The 17,733-nt window shown below is 68.6% G+C and carries 17 protein-coding genes; 11 read left to right on the forward strand and 6 right to left on the reverse strand.

The genetic code is table 11. From position 1 onward, the window contains the following. Positions 1–6 precede the first annotated feature (6 nt). The 7 genes from sdhA to QOZ99_RS11790 all read left to right on the forward strand — a co-directional run bounded on the left by sdhA (position 7) and on the right by QOZ99_RS11790 (position 7,585). Entirely contained in the window at positions 7–1,857 is a 1,851-nt protein-coding gene (gene sdhA / locus QOZ99_RS11760) for a succinate dehydrogenase flavoprotein subunit (RefSeq protein ID WP_306890147.1), read from the forward strand. A 33-nt stretch (positions 1,858–1,890) separates the two neighbouring features. After that, positions 1,891–2,664, forward strand: a complete 774-nt coding sequence (locus QOZ99_RS11765; RefSeq protein ID WP_306890148.1) for a methyltransferase domain-containing protein — start codon at positions 1,891–1,893, stop codon at positions 2,662–2,664. Positions 2,665–2,903: 239 nt separating this feature from the next. Next, positions 2,904–3,686 (forward strand): succinate dehydrogenase iron-sulfur subunit, encoded by a 783-nt coding sequence (locus tag QOZ99_RS11770; RefSeq protein WP_306890149.1) that lies wholly within the window; start codon positions 2,904–2,906, stop codon positions 3,684–3,686. 19 nt (positions 3,687–3,705) lie between these two features. Beyond that, entirely contained in the window at positions 3,706–4,596 is an 891-nt protein-coding gene (gene gluQRS, locus QOZ99_RS11775) for a tRNA glutamyl-Q(34) synthetase GluQRS (protein ID WP_306890150.1), read from the forward strand. Between the two features lie 94 nt (positions 4,597–4,690). Next, the gene (locus tag QOZ99_RS11780) at positions 4,691–5,947 is read left to right on the forward strand and encodes a glycerophosphodiester phosphodiesterase family protein (protein ID WP_306890151.1); all 1,257 of its coding nucleotides are present in this window, start codon (positions 4,691–4,693) and stop codon (positions 5,945–5,947) included. 162 nt (positions 5,948–6,109) lie between these two features. Next, positions 6,110–6,847 carry a polyamine aminopropyltransferase gene (locus QOZ99_RS11785; RefSeq protein ID WP_306890152.1) on the forward strand — a complete coding sequence of 246 codons (738 nt, stop codon included), beginning with the start codon at positions 6,110–6,112 and terminating at the stop codon, positions 6,845–6,847. 45 nt (positions 6,848–6,892) lie between these two features. Then, a complete protein-coding gene (locus tag QOZ99_RS11790) occupies positions 6,893–7,585 on the forward strand; it encodes a DUF2161 domain-containing phosphodiesterase (RefSeq protein WP_306890202.1) in 693 nt (230 codons plus the stop codon). Here QOZ99_RS11790 and QOZ99_RS11795 read toward each other — a convergent pair. Both QOZ99_RS11795 and QOZ99_RS11800 read right to left on the reverse strand, forming a co-directional pair. Beyond that, a complete protein-coding gene (locus tag QOZ99_RS11795) occupies positions 7,566–8,510 on the reverse strand; it encodes an AEC family transporter (RefSeq protein ID WP_306890153.1) in 945 nt (314 codons plus the stop codon). The two genes, QOZ99_RS11790 and QOZ99_RS11795, sit on opposite strands and share 20 nt — an antisense overlap. Positions 8,511–8,516: 6 nt before the next feature. Next, positions 8,517–8,810 (reverse strand): hypothetical protein, encoded by a 294-nt coding sequence (locus tag QOZ99_RS11800; RefSeq protein WP_306890154.1) that lies wholly within the window; start codon positions 8,808–8,810, stop codon positions 8,517–8,519. 454 nt (positions 8,811–9,264) lie between these two features. On the opposite strand from QOZ99_RS11800, the gene QOZ99_RS11805 reads away from it, so the two are divergent. Continuing rightward, entirely contained in the window at positions 9,265–9,783 is a 519-nt protein-coding gene (locus QOZ99_RS11805; RefSeq protein ID WP_306890155.1) for a fibroblast growth factor, read from the forward strand. Positions 9,784–9,987: 204 nt separating this feature from the next. Here the strand turns inward: QOZ99_RS11805 and QOZ99_RS11810 are convergent, their stop codons facing one another. Next, entirely contained in the window at positions 9,988–12,198 is a 2,211-nt protein-coding gene (locus QOZ99_RS11810) for a primosomal protein N' (protein WP_306890156.1), read from the reverse strand. A gap of 250 nt (positions 12,199–12,448) precedes the next feature. On the opposite strand from QOZ99_RS11810, the gene QOZ99_RS11815 reads away from it, so the two are divergent. From QOZ99_RS11815 to QOZ99_RS11825, 3 genes are all read left to right on the forward strand, one after another. Continuing rightward, on the forward strand, positions 12,449–13,435 hold the full coding sequence (locus tag QOZ99_RS11815; protein ID WP_306890157.1) for a tyrosine recombinase XerC: 987 nt from the start codon (positions 12,449–12,451) through the stop codon (positions 13,433–13,435). A 19-nt stretch (positions 13,436–13,454) separates the two neighbouring features. Next, a complete protein-coding gene (locus tag QOZ99_RS11820) occupies positions 13,455–13,889 on the forward strand; it encodes a VOC family protein (protein WP_306890158.1) in 435 nt (144 codons plus the stop codon). Between the two features lie 110 nt (positions 13,890–13,999). Then, the gene (locus QOZ99_RS11825; RefSeq protein ID WP_281379568.1) at positions 14,000–14,131 is read left to right on the forward strand and encodes a hypothetical protein; all 132 of its coding nucleotides are present in this window, start codon (positions 14,000–14,002) and stop codon (positions 14,129–14,131) included. Positions 14,132–14,259: 128 nt separating this feature from the next. Here the strand turns inward: QOZ99_RS11825 and lpdA are convergent, their stop codons facing one another. The 3 genes from lpdA to odhB all read right to left on the reverse strand — a co-directional run bounded on the left by lpdA (position 14,260) and on the right by odhB (position 17,679). Next, on the reverse strand, positions 14,260–15,660 hold the full coding sequence (gene lpdA / locus QOZ99_RS11830) for a dihydrolipoyl dehydrogenase (RefSeq protein ID WP_306890159.1): 1,401 nt from the start codon (positions 15,658–15,660) through the stop codon (positions 14,260–14,262). A gap of 165 nt (positions 15,661–15,825) precedes the next feature. Then, positions 15,826–16,284: a hypothetical protein gene (locus tag QOZ99_RS11835; protein ID WP_306890160.1), complete on the reverse strand. Its 459-nt coding sequence runs from the start codon at positions 16,282–16,284 to the stop codon at positions 15,826–15,828. Between the two features lie 132 nt (positions 16,285–16,416). Next, complete coding sequence (gene odhB / locus QOZ99_RS11840) at positions 16,417–17,679, reverse strand: 2-oxoglutarate dehydrogenase complex dihydrolipoyllysine-residue succinyltransferase (RefSeq protein ID WP_306890161.1); 1,263 nt, start codon at positions 17,677–17,679, stop codon at positions 16,417–16,419. Between the last annotated feature and the right edge of the window lie 54 nt (positions 17,680–17,733).

Consider the following 17,733-nt stretch of genomic DNA (forward strand, 5'->3'; position numbering starts at 1 on the left):
AGACCGATGGCCGGAACCCACTCCGCCAATGGCGCTTCCAACGGTGCTGCCGGCCCCTCGGTGAACGGGGCCGCCTATCCCATCACCGATCATACCTATGACGTCGTCGTGGTCGGCGCCGGCGGCGCGGGGCTGCGCGCCGTGGTCGGCTGCTCGGAAGCCGGGCTGCGCACAGCCTGCGTGACCAAGGTGTTTCCCACCCGCTCGCACACCGTGGCGGCACAGGGCGGCATCGCCGCCTCGCTCGGCAACATGGGCACCGACGACTGGCGCTACCACATGTACGACACCGTCAAGGGGTCGGACTGGCTGGGCGACCAGGACGCCATCGAATATCTCGTGCGCCACGCGCCGGCCGCCGTCTACGAGCTGGAGCACTGGGGCGTGCCGTTCTCGCGCACCGAACAGGGCACGATCTACCAGCGCCCGTTCGGCGGCATGACCATTGATTATGGCAAGAGCCCGGCGCAGCGCACCTGTGCCGCCGCCGACCGCACCGGCCACGCCATCCTGCACACGCTCTACGGCGCGGCGCTGAAGCACAATGCCGAGTTCTTCATCGAGTATTTCGCGCTCGACCTGATCATGGACGAGGATGGCCGCTGCCGCGGCATCGTCGCGCTGAAGATGGACGACGGCACGCTGCACCGCTTCCGCGCGCAGACGGTGATTCTCGCCACCGGCGGCTATGGCCGCGCCTATTTCTCCGCCACATCCGCCCATACCTGCACGGGCGACGGCAATGCCATGGTGCTGCGCGCCGGCCTGCCGCTGCAGGACATGGAATTCGTGCAGTTCCACCCCACCGGCATCTACGGCTCGGGCTGCCTCATCACCGAGGGCGCGCGCGGCGAGGGCGGCTATCTCACCAATTCCGAGGGCGAGCGCTTCATGGAGCGCTACGCCCCCTCGGCCAAGGACCTCGCCTCGCGCGACGTCGTCTCCCGCTCCATGACCATGGAGATTCGCGAGGGACGCGGCGTCGGCAAGAACAAGGACCACATCTACCTGCACCTCGACCATCTCGACCCGGCGATCCTGCATGAGCGCCTGCCGGGCATTTCCGAGAGCGCGAAGATCTTCGCCGGCGTCGACGTGACCAAGGAGCCGATCCCGGTCCTGCCGACCGTGCATTACAACATGGGCGGCATCCCGACGAACTTCCACGGCGAAGTGGTCACCAAGAAGGACGGCAATCCCGACCACGTGGTGCCGGGCCTGATGGCGGTGGGCGAATGCGCCTGCGTGTCGATCCACGGCGCCAACCGGCTGGGCTCGAACTCGCTGACCGATCTCGTGGTGTTCGGCCGCGCGGCGGCGCTGCGTTGCGCCGACATCCTCACCCCCGGCGACAAGCAGCGCGAACTGCCGGCCAATTCCGCCGATCTCGCGCTGTCGCGGCTGGATCACTTCCGCCATGCCTCCGGCGGCACGCCGACCGCCGAGCTGCGCCTGTCGATGCAGAAGGTGATGCAGAACAACTGCGCCGTCTACCGCACCGGCGAGGTGCTGGAGGAAGGCCGCAAGCTGATCGCCGACGTGTTCGCCGGCACCGGCGACATCGACGTGACCGACCGTTCGCTGGTGTGGAATTCCGATCTCATCGAGACGCTGGAATATGACAACCTGATCGGCCAGGCCATCGTCACGATGGAGAGCGCCGCCGCCCGCACGGAAAGCCGCGGCGCCCATGCCCGCGAGGACTTCCCCGAGCGCGACGACGCCACATGGATGAAGCACACGCTGGCCTTCGTCGATTTCGACAAGGGCGCGGTGAAGCTCGATGATCGCCCGGTTCACACCTATACGTTGTCGAACGACATCCAGTATATTGAGCCGCGCAAGCGGGTGTATTGACGCTCGCTACCTTTGGGGGGGGGGGGCGGAGCCGTGGCGGAGACCAAGCAGGTAAAATATACCGAGAGCTTCTTTCAAGATTTGGCTGACGACTCGTATAGATCCGCATTCAAGATTCTTGGGATCGTATTCGACGTCATTCGGCCCGAGTCAGTAATCGATTTTGGTTGTGGAACCGGTTCCTGGCTCAAGGCAGCGCACGAATTGGGGGCTTTGCGTGTGGCCGGAGTGGACGGGCCGTGGGTTACGCAGGATCAGCTGGTGGACCGCTCGATTGCACTGATAACATCAGATATGTCCTTGGCGTCGACCCCGGCGGTTTCTGCCGGCGCCTTTGATCTGGCCATTTCGCTGGAGTGCGGCGAGCACCTTCCGGCGAGTCGAGCCGATTGGCTCGTCGACAACATGTGCGGCGCATCCAGGAAGGTGCTGTTCGGCTCGGCGATTCCCGGGCAGGGTGGAACCGACCACATCAACGAGCAGTGGCCAAGCTACTGGGCGGAGAAGTTTCGTGCCCGCGGCTACCTTCCGCTCGATCTCGTTCGGCCGAACGTCTACTTTGATCGGAGCATACCCACTTGGTATCGAAACAACCCTCTCATGTACATCCACCGGGATGAGCATGCGGACGTGCGGAATACGGCCCTCTCGTCGAAGACCCATTCACTGACCATTACCGACTTCGTCATTCCGCAGCTTTTCGAGGATCCCGGCCTGCGTCAAAGCATGCGGATCGCGAGCCAAATCCCCAGCAAGCTGGCTCGCTCTCTGCTGTGGCGGTGGAAGATCCGCCGCTGGTCGATGTGACCGTGATGGCGAGACCAGCCGTCAGGCGCAGAGCGATCGATCGATCGGCTTCGATCCGGCGGCCGGCGCATGTTGGTTTGCCGTGTCCGGTCGTCGGACGAGCCGCCCAGATCGGCTGGCCGGTATGTTTCGCCAATGTCAGCCCCTCCTGTCGCGGGCGGGTTGATCGTTTCGCTGCCCAACTCTCTCGGCGATACGCTATCCGCCTGGCCCGCATTCGAGCCTTCTGAGGAACTGCCATGGTCCAGCTTACACTTCCCAAGAATTCCCAGCTCGTCGCGGGCAAGGTCTGGCCGAAGCCCGCGGGCACCAACCGGCTGACCGAGTACCGCATCTATCGCTGGAATCCCGATGACGGGGTGAACCCGCATGTCGACACCTATTATGTCGACCGCGACGATTGCGGGCCGATGGTGCTGGATGGCCTCATCTATATCAAGAACAAGATCGACCCGACGCTGACCTTCCGCCGCTCCTGCCGCGAGGGCATTTGCGGCTCCTGCGCCATGAATATCGACGGCACCAACACGCTGGCCTGCCTCAAGAGCATGGACGACGTGAGCGCGAAGTCGGTGAATGTCTATCCGCTGCCGCACATGCCGGTCGTGAAGGATCTCGTCCCCGACCTCACCCAGTTCTATGCCCAGCACGCTTCGGTCGAGCCGTGGCTGCATACGGAGACGCCGGCCCCGGAGCGCGAATGGCGCCAGGGGCGCGGCGACCGCGAGAAGCTGGACGGGCTCTATGAGTGCATCCTGTGCGCCTGCTGCTCGACCTCCTGCCCGAGCTACTGGTGGAATGGCGACCGCTATCTCGGCCCGGCGGCGCTGCTGCAGGCCTATCGCTGGCTGATCGACAGCCGCGACGAGGCCACCGGCGATCGGCTGGACGATCTGGAAGACCCGTTCCGGCTCTATCGCTGCCACACCATCATGAACTGCGCCAAGGCGTGCCCGAAGGGGCTCAACCCGGCAAAGGCGATTGCCGAGATCAAGAAAATGATGGTTGAGCGGCAGTTCTGACGCGCTACATCAAGGGGCGATGATCTCGTCCGCGCGCCCCACCTTCCGTTTCGCCCCCAGCCCGAACGGGCTGCTGCATCTCGGCCATGCCCGCTCCGCCCTGCTCAACGCGGCCATGGCGGCACAGGCGGGCGGTCTATTGCTGCTGCGCATCGAGGATATCGATCTCGCGCGCTGCCGCCCGGAATATGAGGCGGCGATCTGCGAGGATCTTGCCTGGCTCGGCATCGCCTGGGAGCCGCCCGCGCGCCGCCAGTCGGAGCATTTCGACGACTACCGGACCGCGCTCGTCCGGCTCGGCGAACTGGATCTGGTCTATGAGAGCTTCGAGAGCCGCGCGGATATCAACCGCGCGGTCCGGGATCACCCGGACTGGCCGCGCGATCCCGATGGCGCGCCGCTGTTTCCCTTCCCCCGCTTGGCCATGAGCGTCGACGAGCGCTCCCGGCGCCGCGCCGCTGGCGAGCCCTTCGCGCTGCGCCTCGACATGGCCCGCGCGGTCGCGCTGGCCGGCCCGCTCGACTGGCGCGAGGCGGGGCAAGGCGTGGGGCACGCGGCGTCGATCGAGCCGCGCGCCGTTGCGGCGGATCCGCTCGCCTGGGGCGATGTGGTGCTCGCCCGCAAGGAGGTGCCGACCAGCTACCATCTTTCCGTCGTGGTCGACGACGCGCTGCAGGGCGTGACGCATGTGGTGCGCGGGGCGGACCTGACGGCGGCCACCTCGGTGCACCGGCTGTTGCAGACGCTGCTCGATCTGCCCGCGCCGCTCTACACGCATCATACGCTGCTGGTGGATCCGCAGGGCCGCAAGCTTTCGAAGTCGCTCGGCTCGGAAAGCCTGCGCACGCTGCGGGAGAACGGGGCAACGGCGCAGGAGGTGCGGCGGCTGGCGCTCGATGTCGTTGATTAGCCGGCATCATATTTATGTCGTGACGTAACATCCATGTCACCACCGGCCTGTAGCCATGGCGCGCCCTCTTCAGTCCCGCATGACGGAGCCTGCCATGAAGAAGCGTCTCGCCACGCCCCTGCTCGCCACGCCTCTCCTTCTTATCGCCTTCGCCGCCGGCTCCCTCGGTGCGGCCCTCGCCCAGGCGCCCGGCGGTCCCGCCGAGCTTGGTCCGCGCCCGTTCTATCTGGTTGACCAGATGAAGGACGGCCCGCTCAAGGATGAACTCGCCCGCTGCAAGGGGCCGTTCACCACCAAGGGTTTCTCGATCTCGCATCGCGGCGCCCCGCTGCAGTTCCCCGAACACACGCGTGAGGGCTATCTCGCCGCCGCGCGCATGGGGGCCGGCGTCATCGAGTGCGACATCGCCTTCACCAAGGATCGCCAGCTGGTGTGCCGCCACGCGCAGTGCGACCTGCACACCACGACCGACATTCTCGCCCGGCCGGAGCTGGCGTCGAAATGCACCAAGGGCTTCGAGCCCGCCGACCCCGCCACGGGCCGCAAGGCGAGCGCCAAGTGCTGCACCAGCGACCTGACGCTGGCCGAATTCCGCTCGCTCAAGCCGAAAATGGACGCCGGCAACCCCAATGCCACAACGGTAGCCGACTACATGAACTCCACGCCGCGCTGGCGCACCGATCTCTATGTCGACCGCGCCACCCTGATGTCGCACAAGGATTACATCGCGCTGGTGAAGTCGCTGGGCCTCAAGTTCACGCCCGAGCTGAAGACGCCGGAAGTGCCGATGCCGTTCGAGGGTGATTACACGCAGCAGGCCTATGCTCAGCAGATGATCGACGAGTACAAGGCCGCCGGCGTCGATCCCCGGGATGTCTACGCCCAGTCCTTCCTGCTCGATGACGTGCTGTACTGGCTCAAGAACGAGCCGGCCTTCGGCGCGCAGGCGGTGTTTCTCGACGATCGCGACGAGACCACCAAGGGCTTCGACAACATGAAGCCGGAGACCTGGCAGCCCTCGATGCAGGAACTGGCCGACAAGGGCGTGAAGATCCTCGCCCCGCCGCTGTGGATGCTGGTGACGGTGAAGGACGGCAAGGTTGTGCCGTCGGTCTATGCGCAGGAGGCCAAGAAGGCCGGGCTCGGGCTCATCGCCTGGTCGCTGGAGCGCTCCGGTCCGCTGAAGGACGGCGGCGGCTATTACTACCAGTCGATCAAGTCCGTGACCGACCGCGATGGCGACACGCTGGCGCTGCTGGATGTGCTGGCCCGCGACATCGGCGTGATCGGCGTGTTCTCCGACTGGCCGGCGACCACCACCTTCTACGCCAACTGCATGAAGCTGAACTGAGCGGCAGCGGGCGGCCGCATGCGTGCGGCCGCCCATTGGCTCTCGACCTGCCACGCGGGCCCGCGTGGCAGGTCGACGTGGAAGCCGCGCGCGAAGGGCACTTGTCCTGTGCCGCGTCACGGGCGATAGGCGAGGGGCGCCTTTTTCCACGGATGCCCCGCGATGATTCCCTGGTCCCTCATCGACACCGCGAAAGTCCCCGATGGGTTCGGCGACCTGCGCCTGATGCGGCGCGGCGACGAATTTTCCATCATGACCGGCGCGACGGAATTGATGAACAGCCGCCTCAGCGGCTCGGAGAAGGCGCTGGCCACGCTGGTCTGCGGACGTCTGCGCGAGGGCGCCGCGCCGCGCCTCCTGATCGGCGGGCTCGGCATGGGCTTCACCCTGCGCGCGGCGCTGGGCGAACTGGGGCCGCAGGCGCAGGTCGTGGTCGCCGAACTCGTGCCGGCGGTCATCGCCTGGGCGCGCGGGCCGATGGCGGCGATCTTCGGCACCAGCCTCGACGATTCGCGCGTCAGCCTGTTCGAGGGCGATGTCGCCGCAACGATCCGCGCCGGCCGCGCGGCCTATGACGCGATCCTGCTGGATGTCGACAATGGCCCGGGCGGGTTGACCCGCGCCGCCAATGACGGGCTCTACAGCCCCGCCGGCCTTGCCGCCGCCCGCGCCGCGTTGCGTCCCGGCGGCATTCTGGCGGTGTGGTCCTCGGCGCCGGACAGCGACTTCACCGGCCGCCTGCGCCGCAGCGGTTTCGCCGTTGAGGAGGCACGGGTGCGGGCGAACGGCAAGGGGGGCGGCGCGCGCCATGTCATCTGGCTTGCCGCCAAGGTCGAGGCATCGGCAAAGCCGGCCGGGGACGCGAGGCCGCCGCGCGCGCGCAGCCCCCGCACGCCTTGATCCCTGTCGCTGGTCATCCTCATTGCCCGCCCTGGAGTGCCGGTCCTGGAGACATCGCTTTACCTGCCGATCAAGCGCTTTCTCGAAGCGCGTGGCTTCACCGTCAAAGGGGAGATCGGCGGCTGCGATCTGGTCGCGCTGTCGCCGGATGCCGAGCCGCTGGTCGTGATCGGCGAGATGAAGCTGAGCTTCAATCTGGAACTGGTGCTGCAAGCGGTGGACCGTGCGGGCGCGTGCGACGAGGTGTGGCTGGCGGCGCGCGCCTCCCGGCGCGGCAAGGGCCGCGAGAGCGATTCGCGCTTTCGCAATCTCTGCCGCCGGCTCGGCTTCGGCATGCTCGCGGTGTCGGACGGCGGCGAGGTGGCGGTGCTGGTCAGCCCGGTCTCGCCCATGCCGCGCAAGGATCCGCGCCGCCGCGCGCGGCTGGTGGCGGAGCATACGCGGCGGCTCGGCGACCCGGCCGTGGGCGGCGCCTCGCGCGTGCCGATCATGACGGCGTATCGCCAGCAGGCGCTCACCTGCGCCGCCGCGCTGGCCGCCGGCCCGCAGCGCCCGCGCGACCTGCGAGCCCGGGCCCCCGATGCCGGCAAGATCCTCATGTCCAATGTCTATGGCTGGTTCATCCGCACCGCGCGCGGCGTCTATGCGCTGACGCCGGCCGGGCTGGAGGCGCTGGCGCGCTGGCCGCAGGGGGAGGATACGGCCGGCGAGGCGGCCGCTACCCCACGCCCAGAATGAGCAGCCAGGCTGAGAGGGTGACGAGGCTCAGCGCGGTGGACAGCGACACCGCGCCGGCCGAGGCGGCGACGCCCACCTTGTAGCGCTGCGCCAGCAGATAGGCGTTGATGCCGCTCGGCATGGCGGCGAAGGTCACGCACACGCCCGCCCAGACCGGGGGCATCGGCAGCACCCGGGTCAGCGCGTAGACGATGGCCGGGTGGACGATCAGCTTCAGCACCGTGATGACCAGCGCCGGCCCGAGATCGCCGCGGATCGGGTAGCGGTGCAACGCGAGGCCGAGCGAAATCAGCGCGCAGGGCGAGGCCGAGGCCGCCAGCATGTCGAAGACCTGCTTGGGGATGCCGCCCGGCACGAAGCCGACCAGCTTGGCGATGGCGCCGGCATAGATGCCGATCAGGATCGGGTTGCCGGCGAGCATGCGGCCGAGCTTCTTCAGCCCCGCCAGCGAAAGCCCGGCAGAGGCGCCCTCGGTCAGCACGGTCGCCACCATCATCATGATCGGCAGATGGACGGCGATCAGCAGGAAAAGCGGCACCGCGCCCTCCGGCCCGAAAGCCGAGAGGATGAGCGGCACGCCGACGAAAACGGTGTTCGCCTGCCCCGAGGTGAAGCCGTGGATCACCGCCTCGGTATGGCTGCGCCCGAACAGCCGCCGCGCCGCCAGCATGCCGAGCGCGAAGACGATGAACGCGCCGGTGAAATAGGCGATCCAGTAGCCCCAGGGCTGCCCTTCATCGGGCAGCCTCGCCTCGGACAGCGTCTTGAAGATGAGCACCGGCACGGCGAGGCCGAACACATATTCGGACAGCCCCTCGGCCGCTTTCTCCCTGATATAGCCGGCGAGCGAGGCGAGGAACCCGACGCCGATCAGGCCGAACACCGGCGCCACGATGAGAGCGATGGCGCCGAGCTGGTTCAGCATGATCGATCAGGCCGCCACCGCGGCCGAGGCGCTGGAGACCAGATGCGAACTGCGCACCGGCACCATCACGTCGATGCGCGCCCACAGGCGCTCGGCCAGTTCCACCGGCGCGGTGAAGCCGATTTCGGCACGCAGGGTGCGCAGGTCCGTCGGATCCAGCCGCTCATCCTCCGGCGCGTCGAGCCGCACGCGCGTGGGCTGGACATTGTGGATGGCGAAGGGCTCGAGCAGGCGCAGCATGAGATTGGGATGGGCATCGGCCTCGACAACGAGGCGATGGCGGAGAAGACCGGCAGTCATGGCAATATCCGATGACGAAAGCAGCAGAACGGGGACGCGCGTCAGGAAACCCGGCCGAACCTGTCGGCCGGGCGGCGAATTCGCCGCCCGAGGCTGATGCGCCCGCTCATTTCGTTCATCGACATCATGTCCGCAAAACTAGGCGCGCCGCACAGCGCCGTCAACAGCGCTTACCCGCTTCGCCCGTCGCGGGGGAAGGGCGAGGAAAAAAGGCGCAGGCCCCAGCCGCGAGGCTCGCACCGCGAGGCTCGCACCGAGGGTCGCGCCATCGTCGTGTCTTCCCGGTATTTCGATTGACGCTGAAGGCCCCCGGCGGCACGCTCGGCAGCGCCGGGTGGCTTCCGGGGGCGCCACCCGCCACGGCTGCGGGCGAAACCCCCACAAGGGCCGCCGCACACGAATATCGGAAGTGAACGGTCGATAACGACACGCCATCCAGTTCGGGGAAGAAACGATGAGATTGGTTTATCTGGGCCTCGCCTTCGCCGCCGCTCTGCTCCTCTCCGCCTGCGGCGATCCGCAGCCCGGCCCCGCCGGCCCTTCCGGCCCGCAGGGCGCCGCCGGCCCGGCCGGTGCGCAGGGCGCGGTCGGCCCGGCGGGTCCCGCGGGCCCGAAGGGTGATCCCGGTGTCGCCGGTCCCGCCGGCCCGGCAGGTCCTGCGGGTGCCGCCGGTCCGGCGGGTCCGGCGGGTCCCCAGGGCCCGGCCGGCATGGCGGGCGACAAGGGAGAGGTGGGCGAGGCCGGCAAGGCGGCCGAGGCGCCCGGCAGCGTGCGCGTCTATTCGCGCCGCGAATGCTTCTCGCCCGAGGGCTGCCACCTGACCTGCGAGGCCGATGAGGTGGTGGTGAACGCCTATCTCGCGCCGCGCGAGGGCGAGACCACCATCGTGAGCGAGCGCGAGGTGCATTTCGCGCCCAAGCCGGTCGATGCGAGCCGCGCTCCGCTCATGGTGCTCATCTGCGCCCGTCGCTAGAGCGTTTTCCGCGAAAGTCGATCGGCTTTCGCGATTCGAAAACGCTCCAGCTCATGGAAACGAAAGCGCCTTCTTGCCGACGAAGTGTTTCCACCCGCTCGATGAGGGCTCCAGCGCCCGATCCGGTCGGGTGGTCTCACCCGATCGGGTAAGGGCTCCAGGCGCCCGAGGCGGGCACGGGGCCGGGCCCGCCGCCTGCGCGGGTTACAGGAAGCTCTGCGGGTCGATGTCGATCTCGACGCGCAGGCTCCCCGTGGCGCGCGGCGCGCCGGCCATCCAGCGCCGCACATAGGCGGAGAGGTCGAAGCCGCGCGCGGCGCGTGCCAGCAGGCGGAAGCGGTGGCGCCCGCGCACCAGCGCCAACGGTGCCTCGGCCGGGCCGAGCACGCGCACCTCGTCGGTGAAGGGCGAGCACGCCGCCACGGCGCGCGCATGGGCCTGCGCGGCATGGGCATCCGTGCCGGAGACGATGAGCGCGCAGAAGCGGCCGAAGGGCGGCAGGTGCGCCTCCTCGCGGATGGCGATCTCGCGGTCGTAGAAGGCGTCGCGGTCGCCGGCCACCAGCGCCTGCATCACCGGATGCTCGGGCATGTAGGTCTGCAGGAAGGCCCGCCCTTCCACCGTGTGGCGCCCGGCGCGGCCGGCCACCTGATGCAGCAACTGGAAGGTGCGCTCGGCGGCGCGCGGATCGCCTTGGCCGAGGCCGACATCGGCATCGATCACCCCGACCATGGCGAGGCCGGGGAAATTGTGCCCCTTGGCGACCAGCTGGGTGCCGACGATCACGTCCACCTCGCCATCCTCGATCGCCTTGAGCTCGGCGCGCAGCCGCTCCACCCCGCCGGCAAGGTCGGAAGAGAGCACCTGCAGGCGGGCTTCCGGCATCAGCGCCTGCACCTCCTCGTGCAGCCGCTCGACGCCGGGACCGCAGGGGATGAGCGCATTCGGCTCATGGCAGTTCGGGCATTCGGTCGGCACCGGCGTGGCATAGCCGCACTGGTGGCATTCGAGCCGGCGGCGGAAGCGGTGTTCCACCAGCCAGGACGAGCAGGAGGGGCACTTGATGCGGTGGCCGCAGGCGCGGCACAGGGTGAGCGGGGCATAGCCGCGGCGGTTGAGGAACAGGAGCGCCTGCCCGCCGGCCGCAACGGTGCGCTCCATCTCGGCGGCGAGGCGGGGGGCGATCCAGCGCCCGCGTGGCGGGCCCTCCCGGCGCAGGTCGATCGGCTCCAGCCGCGGCACCCGCGTGCCGGCGAAACGCTCGGGCAGCGCGAGCCGCGCATAACGCCCGCGCCGCGCGTTCACTTCCGTTTCGATGGAGGGGGTGGCGGAGACCAGCACCACCGGTCCGCCCTCCAGCCGCGCCCGCACCACCGCCATGTCGCGGGCATGGTAATGCACCCCGTCTTCCTGCTTGTAGGCGCTGTCATGCTCCTCATCGACGATGATCAGGCCGAGATCGGCGAAGGGCAGGAACAGCGCCGAGCGCGCCCCCGCCACCACGCGCACCTCGCCGCTGGCGACGCCCCGAAACACCCGCCCGCGCCGCTTCGCGCCGACAGCCGAGTGCCATTCCGCCGGCTTGACGCCGAAGCGGCGGGCGAAACGGTCGAGAAAGGCCTGGGTGAGGGCGATTTCCGGCATCAGGATGAGTGTCTGCCGGCCCTGCCGGAGGGTCTCCGCCACGGCTTCGAAATAGGTCTCGGTCTTGCCGGAGCCGGTGACGCCGTCGATCAGGAAGGGGCGGAAGGCGCGGCCCTTCACCGCCTCCACAAGCCGCGCGGCGGCCTCTCCCTGCGCGGGCAGCAGGTCGGGGCGGGCATGGTCGGGGTCGGGCGTCTCGGCGGCGGGTTCCGGCGGCAGCACCAGCGTTGCCAGCACGCCGTCATCGATCAGCCCGTCAATGACCGAGGGCGACACGCCGGCCTCGCGTGCCGCGTCCGTCCTGGCGCGGACAAAGCCGTCCGCCAGCGCCTCGATCACGCGGGAGCGGGCCTTGGTCGCCCGTTCCGGCCGGGCATCGGTGAGGCGCACGCCGATGCGCTCGCGGACGATGCCGGCGCTCTCGTCATGGCGCAGCGCCAGCCGCAGCACCATGCCCGGCGGAGAAACGGTATATTCCGCGATCCAGCGGATGAACTCGATCATCTCTGGCCGCAGCGGGGCGACATCATAGCGGCGCTGGATGGACTTGAGCTTGGCGGGATCGACCTGCGGCGCGCCCTCCGCCCGGGGCCACACGCAGCCGAGCACGTTGCGCGTGCCGAGCGGCACGACCACGATATCGCCGGGCGCCACCTCCAGTCCCTCGGGCACGCGATAGGAATAGGCCGCGCCCACCGCGAGGGGCAGCAGCACATCGACAACCCGCTCGTGAGGCGGGAAGAGGAGGAGGGAATCGGCGGGGCTGGGCATGGTGGGCCTTCATAGCGCATTCGCGGGGACGATGCCGTTCCCGCTGAGGTCACGTCTCTCGCTGAGGTCGCCCCGCCTCTCTCCCGATGGCGTGTGCAGGAGGGAGGATCGACATATCGGCGCCGTGCCTCGCCACGACGGTGCGGCGCCCCTCCCGCCGGGGGCCACGCGCGCGATCTCGGCGAAACTTAAGGATCGTGTGGCACTCTCGCCAGTGATCGGCGAGCATGTTGTTCGGAAGGGCAGGGCGATGGCGGCGAGCGATGCACAGAAGGCGGCACGGGCGGAGCGGGCGCTGCTCGCCGGCGCGGCACCGGATGTCGGCGCCGCGTTGACGCAATGGCTGGCCCGGCTCGGCCATGAGCGGCGGCTCTCGCCCAAGACGCGCGAGGCCTATGCGCGGGATGTCGCGACCTTTCTCGGCCTTCTGGCGCGCCATCTCGGCCGCGTGCCGGACCTCAGGGCGCTGGCCGACATGCATCCGCGCGACGTGCGGGCGGTGATCGCCGCGCGCCGTGCCGAGGGAATCGAGCCGCGCACGCAGATGCGCTTCCTCGCCGCCGCGCGCTCCTTCGGCCGGCACATGGAGCGCGAGGGACTGGGCAAGGTGGGGGCGCTCACCGCCGTGCGGGCGCCGCGCATTCCCCGCACCCTGCCGCGTCCGCTTTCTCCCTCTGACGCGCGCGCCATGGCGGACCCGGCCACGCGCGCGGGAGAGGATCGCGAACCCTGGGTGCTGGCGCGCGACGCGGCGGTGATCGCGCTGCTCTATGGCTCGGGTCTGCGCATTTCCGAGGCGCTCGGGCTGATGCGCCGCGACATGCCGGAGCCCGGGCGCGGCGACCAGATCATCGTCCACGGCAAGGGCAACAAGACGCGCATGGTGCCGGTGCTGAAGGCCGTGCTGGAGGCGGTGGATGCCTATGCCCGCGCCTGCCCGCATGAACTGGAGCCGGCCAGCCCGCTGTTTCGCGGCGTCAAGGGCGGGCCGCTCTCCCCGCGCATCGTGCAGCAGGCGGTGGAGCGCATGCGCGGCAGCCTCGGCCTGCCCGACAGCGCCACACCGCACGCGCTGCGCCATTCCTTCGCGACGCATCTGCTCAGCCGCGGCGGCGATCTGCGCTCGATCCAGGAATTGCTCGGCCATGCCTCGCTCTCCACCACGCAGATCTACGCGGCGGTGGATTCGGTGGCCTTGATGGCGGCATGGAAGGCGGCGCATCCGCGCGCACGGTAGGACGCGACAGGAGGACGAGATGCAGCCCATTCGGCCGGTCATCGAGCATATGTCGATCGGCGTCTCGATTTATGCGCGCTCGCTTGCTTTCTATGACGCGGTGCTGGCCCCCCTCGGGCTCGTGCGCGTCATGACATTCGCGGAGGCGGAGGGCGAATCGGCGTGCTGGGGACCTTTGGGCGAACGGCCCTCGCCCGAGGGCCGGCCCGGCGCGGCGCCGTTCTGGATTCAGCATCGGGTGGACACGGTGACGCCGCCGCCCGGCTTTCACCTCTGCTTCATGGCGCCCTCGCGCGTGGCGGTGGACGCGTTCCACGCGGCGGGACTGACATCCGGTGGGCGTGACGCGGGCCCGCCCGGCCTGCGCCCGCATTATGGCGAGGGCTATTACGCCGCCTTCCTGTTCGATCCCGATGGCTGGAAGATCGAGGCCGTCACCTACACGGATGCGTGAGATAACGCCTTTTATCTTCCCTTAGGTTATTAGCCACCGCTGGCGCGCTTTTCATCGTGCCTGCCGGGCGTACACTGGCTTTCATCCGAAGCAGCCAGAGGAGACCACGCATGAAGAAGATTGTGACGGCCCTGTGCGCCCTGTCCTTCACCGCCGCCCTCTCGGGCGCCGCGCTGGCGGATTGCTACCAGGGCCATGCCTCGGCCAAGCCTCCGGTGGCGACCGACACCAAGGGCAGCTGATCCTTCCCCACTCCTCCAAACGCAACGGCCCGGAGAGCGCTCTCCGGGCCGTCGTCGTTTTCAGGGCAGGTCTGGTCCAGCGCAGATCTGGTCCAGTGCAGGTCTGGCGCGGCGCGGGCGCCCCGCGCTCACATGTGGATGGCGCGCTTCTCCACCGCCATCGCGGCTTCCTTCACCGCTTCCGAACGGGTGGGGTGGGCGTGGCAGGTGCGGGCCAGATCCTCGGAAGAGCCGCCGAATTCCATCAGCACCGCCGCCTCGTGGATCATTTCGCCCGCCTCGACGCCGATAATATGGACCCCGAGCACGCGGTCGGTCGCCTCGTCCGCCAGCACCTTCACGAAGCCGTCGGTCTCGTCATTGGCCTTGGCGCGGCCATTGGCGAGGAAGGGGAATTTGCCGACCTTGTAGGCGATGCCGGCCTCCTTCAGTTCCTCCTCGGACTTGCCGACGGAGGCCACTTCCGGCGAGGTGTAGACCACGGCCGGAATGACGTCGTAATTCACATGGCCGGCCTGTCCGGCCAGCAGTTCGGCGATGGCGACGCCCTCGTCCTCGGCCTTGTGGGCCAGCATCGGGCCGGCGATAGCATCGCCAATGGCGAAGATGCCCGGCACGTTGGTGCGGTAATAATGGTCGGTAACGACGCGCCCGCGCTTGTCGGTCTCGACGCCCAGCGCCTCCAGCCCCAGCCCTTCCGTGTAGGGCACGCGGCCGATGGCGACGAGCACCACGTCGGCCTCCAGCACCTCGGCCGCGCCGCCCGCCGCCGGTTCCACGGAAACCTTGAGCGTCGCGCCGCTTGCATCCACGCCCGTCACCTTGGAGCCGAGCTTGAAGGCGACGCCCTGCTTCTGCAGGATGCGCTGGAAGGACTTCGCCACGTCGAGATCCATGCCGGGCAGGATGCGGTCGAGATATTCAACCACCGTAACCTCGGCACCAACCCGGCGCCATACGCTGCCAAGCTCCAGCCCGATGACGCCGGCGCCCACCACGAGCAGCTTGCCCGGAACCTTGTCCAGCGCGATGCCGCCGGTGGAGGAGACGACACGGGTCTCGTCGATGGTGATGCCGGGGAGCTTCGCCACGTCCGAGCCGGTGGCGATGACGATGGCGGTGGCTTCCAGCGCCTGCGAGCCGCCGGCGGCGAGCGCCACCTCGACCTTGCCGGGCGCCGTGATGGTGGCGGTGCCGTGGAACGTGTCGATCTTGTTCTTCTTCATCAGGAAGGCGACACCCTTGGTGTTGCCCTCCACGGCCTGGTCCTTGAAGGCGAGGAACGCGGCATGGTCGAGCTTGGGCGTGTCGACCACGATGCCGAGCTTGGCAAAGTTGTGGCTCGCCTCCTCGAACAGGTGCGAGGCGTGCAGCAGCGCCTTGGAGGGGATGCAGCCAATGTTGAGACAGGTGCCGCCGAACGTGGCGCGCTTTTCGACCACCGCGACCTTGAGCCCGAGCTGGGCGGCACGGATGGCGCACACATAGCCGCCGGGGCCGGTGCCGATGACGACAAGATCGTAGGACATGCGCTCTTCTCGTGGAATTGCCTGCGGACCGGGCTCGTTGAGCTTGTGCAGGCGGGTGGACGAGGCCAATCGGCCGGCAAACTACATGCGGCATGCCCAGAAGTCACGCGCGCTAACCGCGGGTCAGGGTCACACTTGTGGCGGATGATGCCGCAACGGAATCGGTCAACGCGACGCTCGTGCCTGATCGGCGCGGCGCGGGTGGTCAATGCGGAGCAGGAAGCGGCGGGCCCGCTCCACTGGGTCGCCCCAGAACTGCTCCGGGCCGAGATGGCGGCGCGCGTTCAGCGCCGCGGTATCAAGCAGCGGGAAGTCCACCGTTGCGATAGTCGCGGCCCACCCCGGGAAGCGCCGCGACCAGCCCGACCGGACATGCTCCAGTAACGCGCTCCGCCGGCAATATCCGTGAAAGTCGAACGCGATCTCGCCGTCGGTGACGTAGAAATGGGTGCCACCGAAGCCGCTATGCGGAACGATCCATTCCGCGTGAAAATCCGGCAGCGGTGGTCCTTGCATATAGACGCCCGCGAGGATGTGGCAGGCACCGAAGCCGAAGAATACGCGGTCCGGCCGGTTCCAGCGCTTTTCCGGGTGCTTCTTGATTCCGGGCGCGGGCCAATACATGCGTCGCAACCGTCCAGACGGGCCAGCGCCTTGCCGGGCGCCCGAAAAGAAATCTCCATGACCGTTGCCGGCCGTGGAGATCTTCAACCTTTCGGGCCGCGCCGGAAAGCGCGACCCAATGGCCGGTGCCGATCAAAGATCCAGTACCAGCCGGGTCGGGTCTTCCAGCGCTTCCTTGACGCGGACCAGGAAGGTCACCGCGCCCTTGCCGTCGACGATGCGGTGATCGTAGCTCAGCGCCAGATACATCATCGGGCGGGCGACGATCTGGCCCTTCACCACGACGGGACGCTCCTCGATGCGGTGCATGCCGAGAATGCCCGACTGCGGCGCATTGAGGATCGGCGTCGACATCAGCGAGCCGTAGATGCCGCCATTGGTGATGGTGAAGGTGCCGCCCTGCAGGTCCTCGATGCCGAGCTTGCCGTCACGCGCCTTGCGGCCATAGCCGGCAATAGCCTTCTCGATGCCGGCGATGGAGAGCGTGTCGGCATCGCGCACCACCGGCACGACGAGACCCTTGTCGGTGCCGACCGCGATGCCGATATTGTAGTAGTTCTTGTAGACGAGGTCCTGCCCGTCAATCTCGGCATTGACCTCGGGCACGTCCTTCAGGGCCTGGATGACGGCCTTGGAGAAGAAGCCCATGAAGCCGAGCTTCACGCCGTGCTTCTTCTCGAACACGTCCTTGTACTGCGCGCGCAGGCTCATCACCGCCGACATGTCGACATCGTTGAAGGTGGTGAGCATGGCGGCATTGTTCTGCGCGTCCTTCAGCCGCCGGGCGATGGTCTGGCGCAGCTTGGTCATCTTCACCCGCTCCTCGCGCACGGCATCGGCCGGCACGGAGGGCGCGCGCACCGTTACCGGGGCGCTGGCGGCGGGAGCCGGGGCGGCGACGCTGGTCGCGATGGCGGCGAGCATGTCGCCCTTGGTCACGCGGCTGTCCTTGCCGGAGCCGGCGAGCAGGGCCGGGTTGATGCCCGATTCCGCCGCGAGCTTGGCCACCGCCGGGCCGTTGGTGCCGGCGGGAGCCATCGGGGCGGCAGCCGGAGCCGGGGCAGCCGGCGCCGCCGCAGCCTTGGGAGCCTCCGACTTGGGAGCTTCCGACTTGGCGGGAGCGGCCGGGGCCGCGGCGGGGGCCGCCTTGGCGCCCGCGCCCTGGCCGATGGAGCCGAGCAGCGCGCCGACCCCGACCGTCTCGCCATCCTTGGCGATGATTTCGGAGAGCACGCCGGCCGCCGGGGCCGGGACCTCGATCGTGACCTTGTCGGTCTCCAGCTCGACGATCGGCTCATCGGCGGCGACCGCTTCGCCGGCCTTCTTGAACCACTTGCCGATAGTTGCCTCGGTGACCGATTCGCCCAGCGTCGGGACGCGGATCTCGGTGGCCATGCTCTTAATTCCTCACCGTTTGCCGACCAGCGGGCCGGCGCTCCCTCAGGGTAT

It is taken from the genome of Ancylobacter amanitiformis, from assembly GCF_030814815.1.
Lineage (GTDB): Bacteria > Pseudomonadota > Alphaproteobacteria > Rhizobiales > Xanthobacteraceae > Ancylobacter > Ancylobacter amanitiformis.

Bases quoted from the DNA above. Each gene is read 5' to 3' on its own strand.
- QOZ99_RS11835 (WP_306890160.1), bottom strand. From the start codon at position 16,284: ATGTATTGGCCCGCGCCCGGAATCAAGAAGCACCCGGAAAAGCGCTGG.
- QOZ99_RS11820 (WP_306890158.1), top strand. From the start codon at position 13,455: ATGCAGCCCATTCGGCCGGTCATCGAGCATATGTCGATCGGCGTCTCG.
- QOZ99_RS11825 (WP_281379568.1), top strand. From the start codon at position 14,000: ATGAAGAAGATTGTGACGGCCCTGTGCGCCCTGTCCTTCACCGCCGCC.
- QOZ99_RS11800 (WP_306890154.1), bottom strand. From the start codon at position 8,810: ATGACTGCCGGTCTTCTCCGCCATCGCCTCGTTGTCGAGGCCGATGCC.
- QOZ99_RS11815 (WP_306890157.1), top strand. From the start codon at position 12,449: ATGGCGGCGAGCGATGCACAGAAGGCGGCACGGGCGGAGCGGGCGCTG.
- gluQRS (WP_306890150.1), top strand. From the start codon at position 3,706: ATGATCTCGTCCGCGCGCCCCACCTTCCGTTTCGCCCCCAGCCCGAAC.
- QOZ99_RS11780 (WP_306890151.1), top strand. From the start codon at position 4,691: ATGAAGAAGCGTCTCGCCACGCCCCTGCTCGCCACGCCTCTCCTTCTT.
- lpdA (WP_306890159.1), bottom strand. From the start codon at position 15,660: ATGTCCTACGATCTTGTCGTCATCGGCACCGGCCCCGGCGGCTATGTG.
- QOZ99_RS11795 (WP_306890153.1), bottom strand. From the start codon at position 8,510: ATGCTGAACCAGCTCGGCGCCATCGCTCTCATCGTGGCGCCGGTGTTC.
- QOZ99_RS11785 (WP_306890152.1), top strand. From the start codon at position 6,110: ATGATTCCCTGGTCCCTCATCGACACCGCGAAAGTCCCCGATGGGTTC.
- sdhA (WP_306890147.1), top strand. From the start codon at position 7: ATGGCCGGAACCCACTCCGCCAATGGCGCTTCCAACGGTGCTGCCGGC.
- QOZ99_RS11810 (WP_306890156.1), bottom strand. From the start codon at position 12,198: ATGCCCAGCCCCGCCGATTCCCTCCTCCTCTTCCCGCCTCACGAGCGG.
- QOZ99_RS11805 (WP_306890155.1), top strand. From the start codon at position 9,265: ATGAGATTGGTTTATCTGGGCCTCGCCTTCGCCGCCGCTCTGCTCCTC.
- odhB (WP_306890161.1), bottom strand. From the start codon at position 17,679: ATGGCCACCGAGATCCGCGTCCCGACGCTGGGCGAATCGGTCACCGAG.
- QOZ99_RS11770 (WP_306890149.1), top strand. From the start codon at position 2,904: ATGGTCCAGCTTACACTTCCCAAGAATTCCCAGCTCGTCGCGGGCAAG.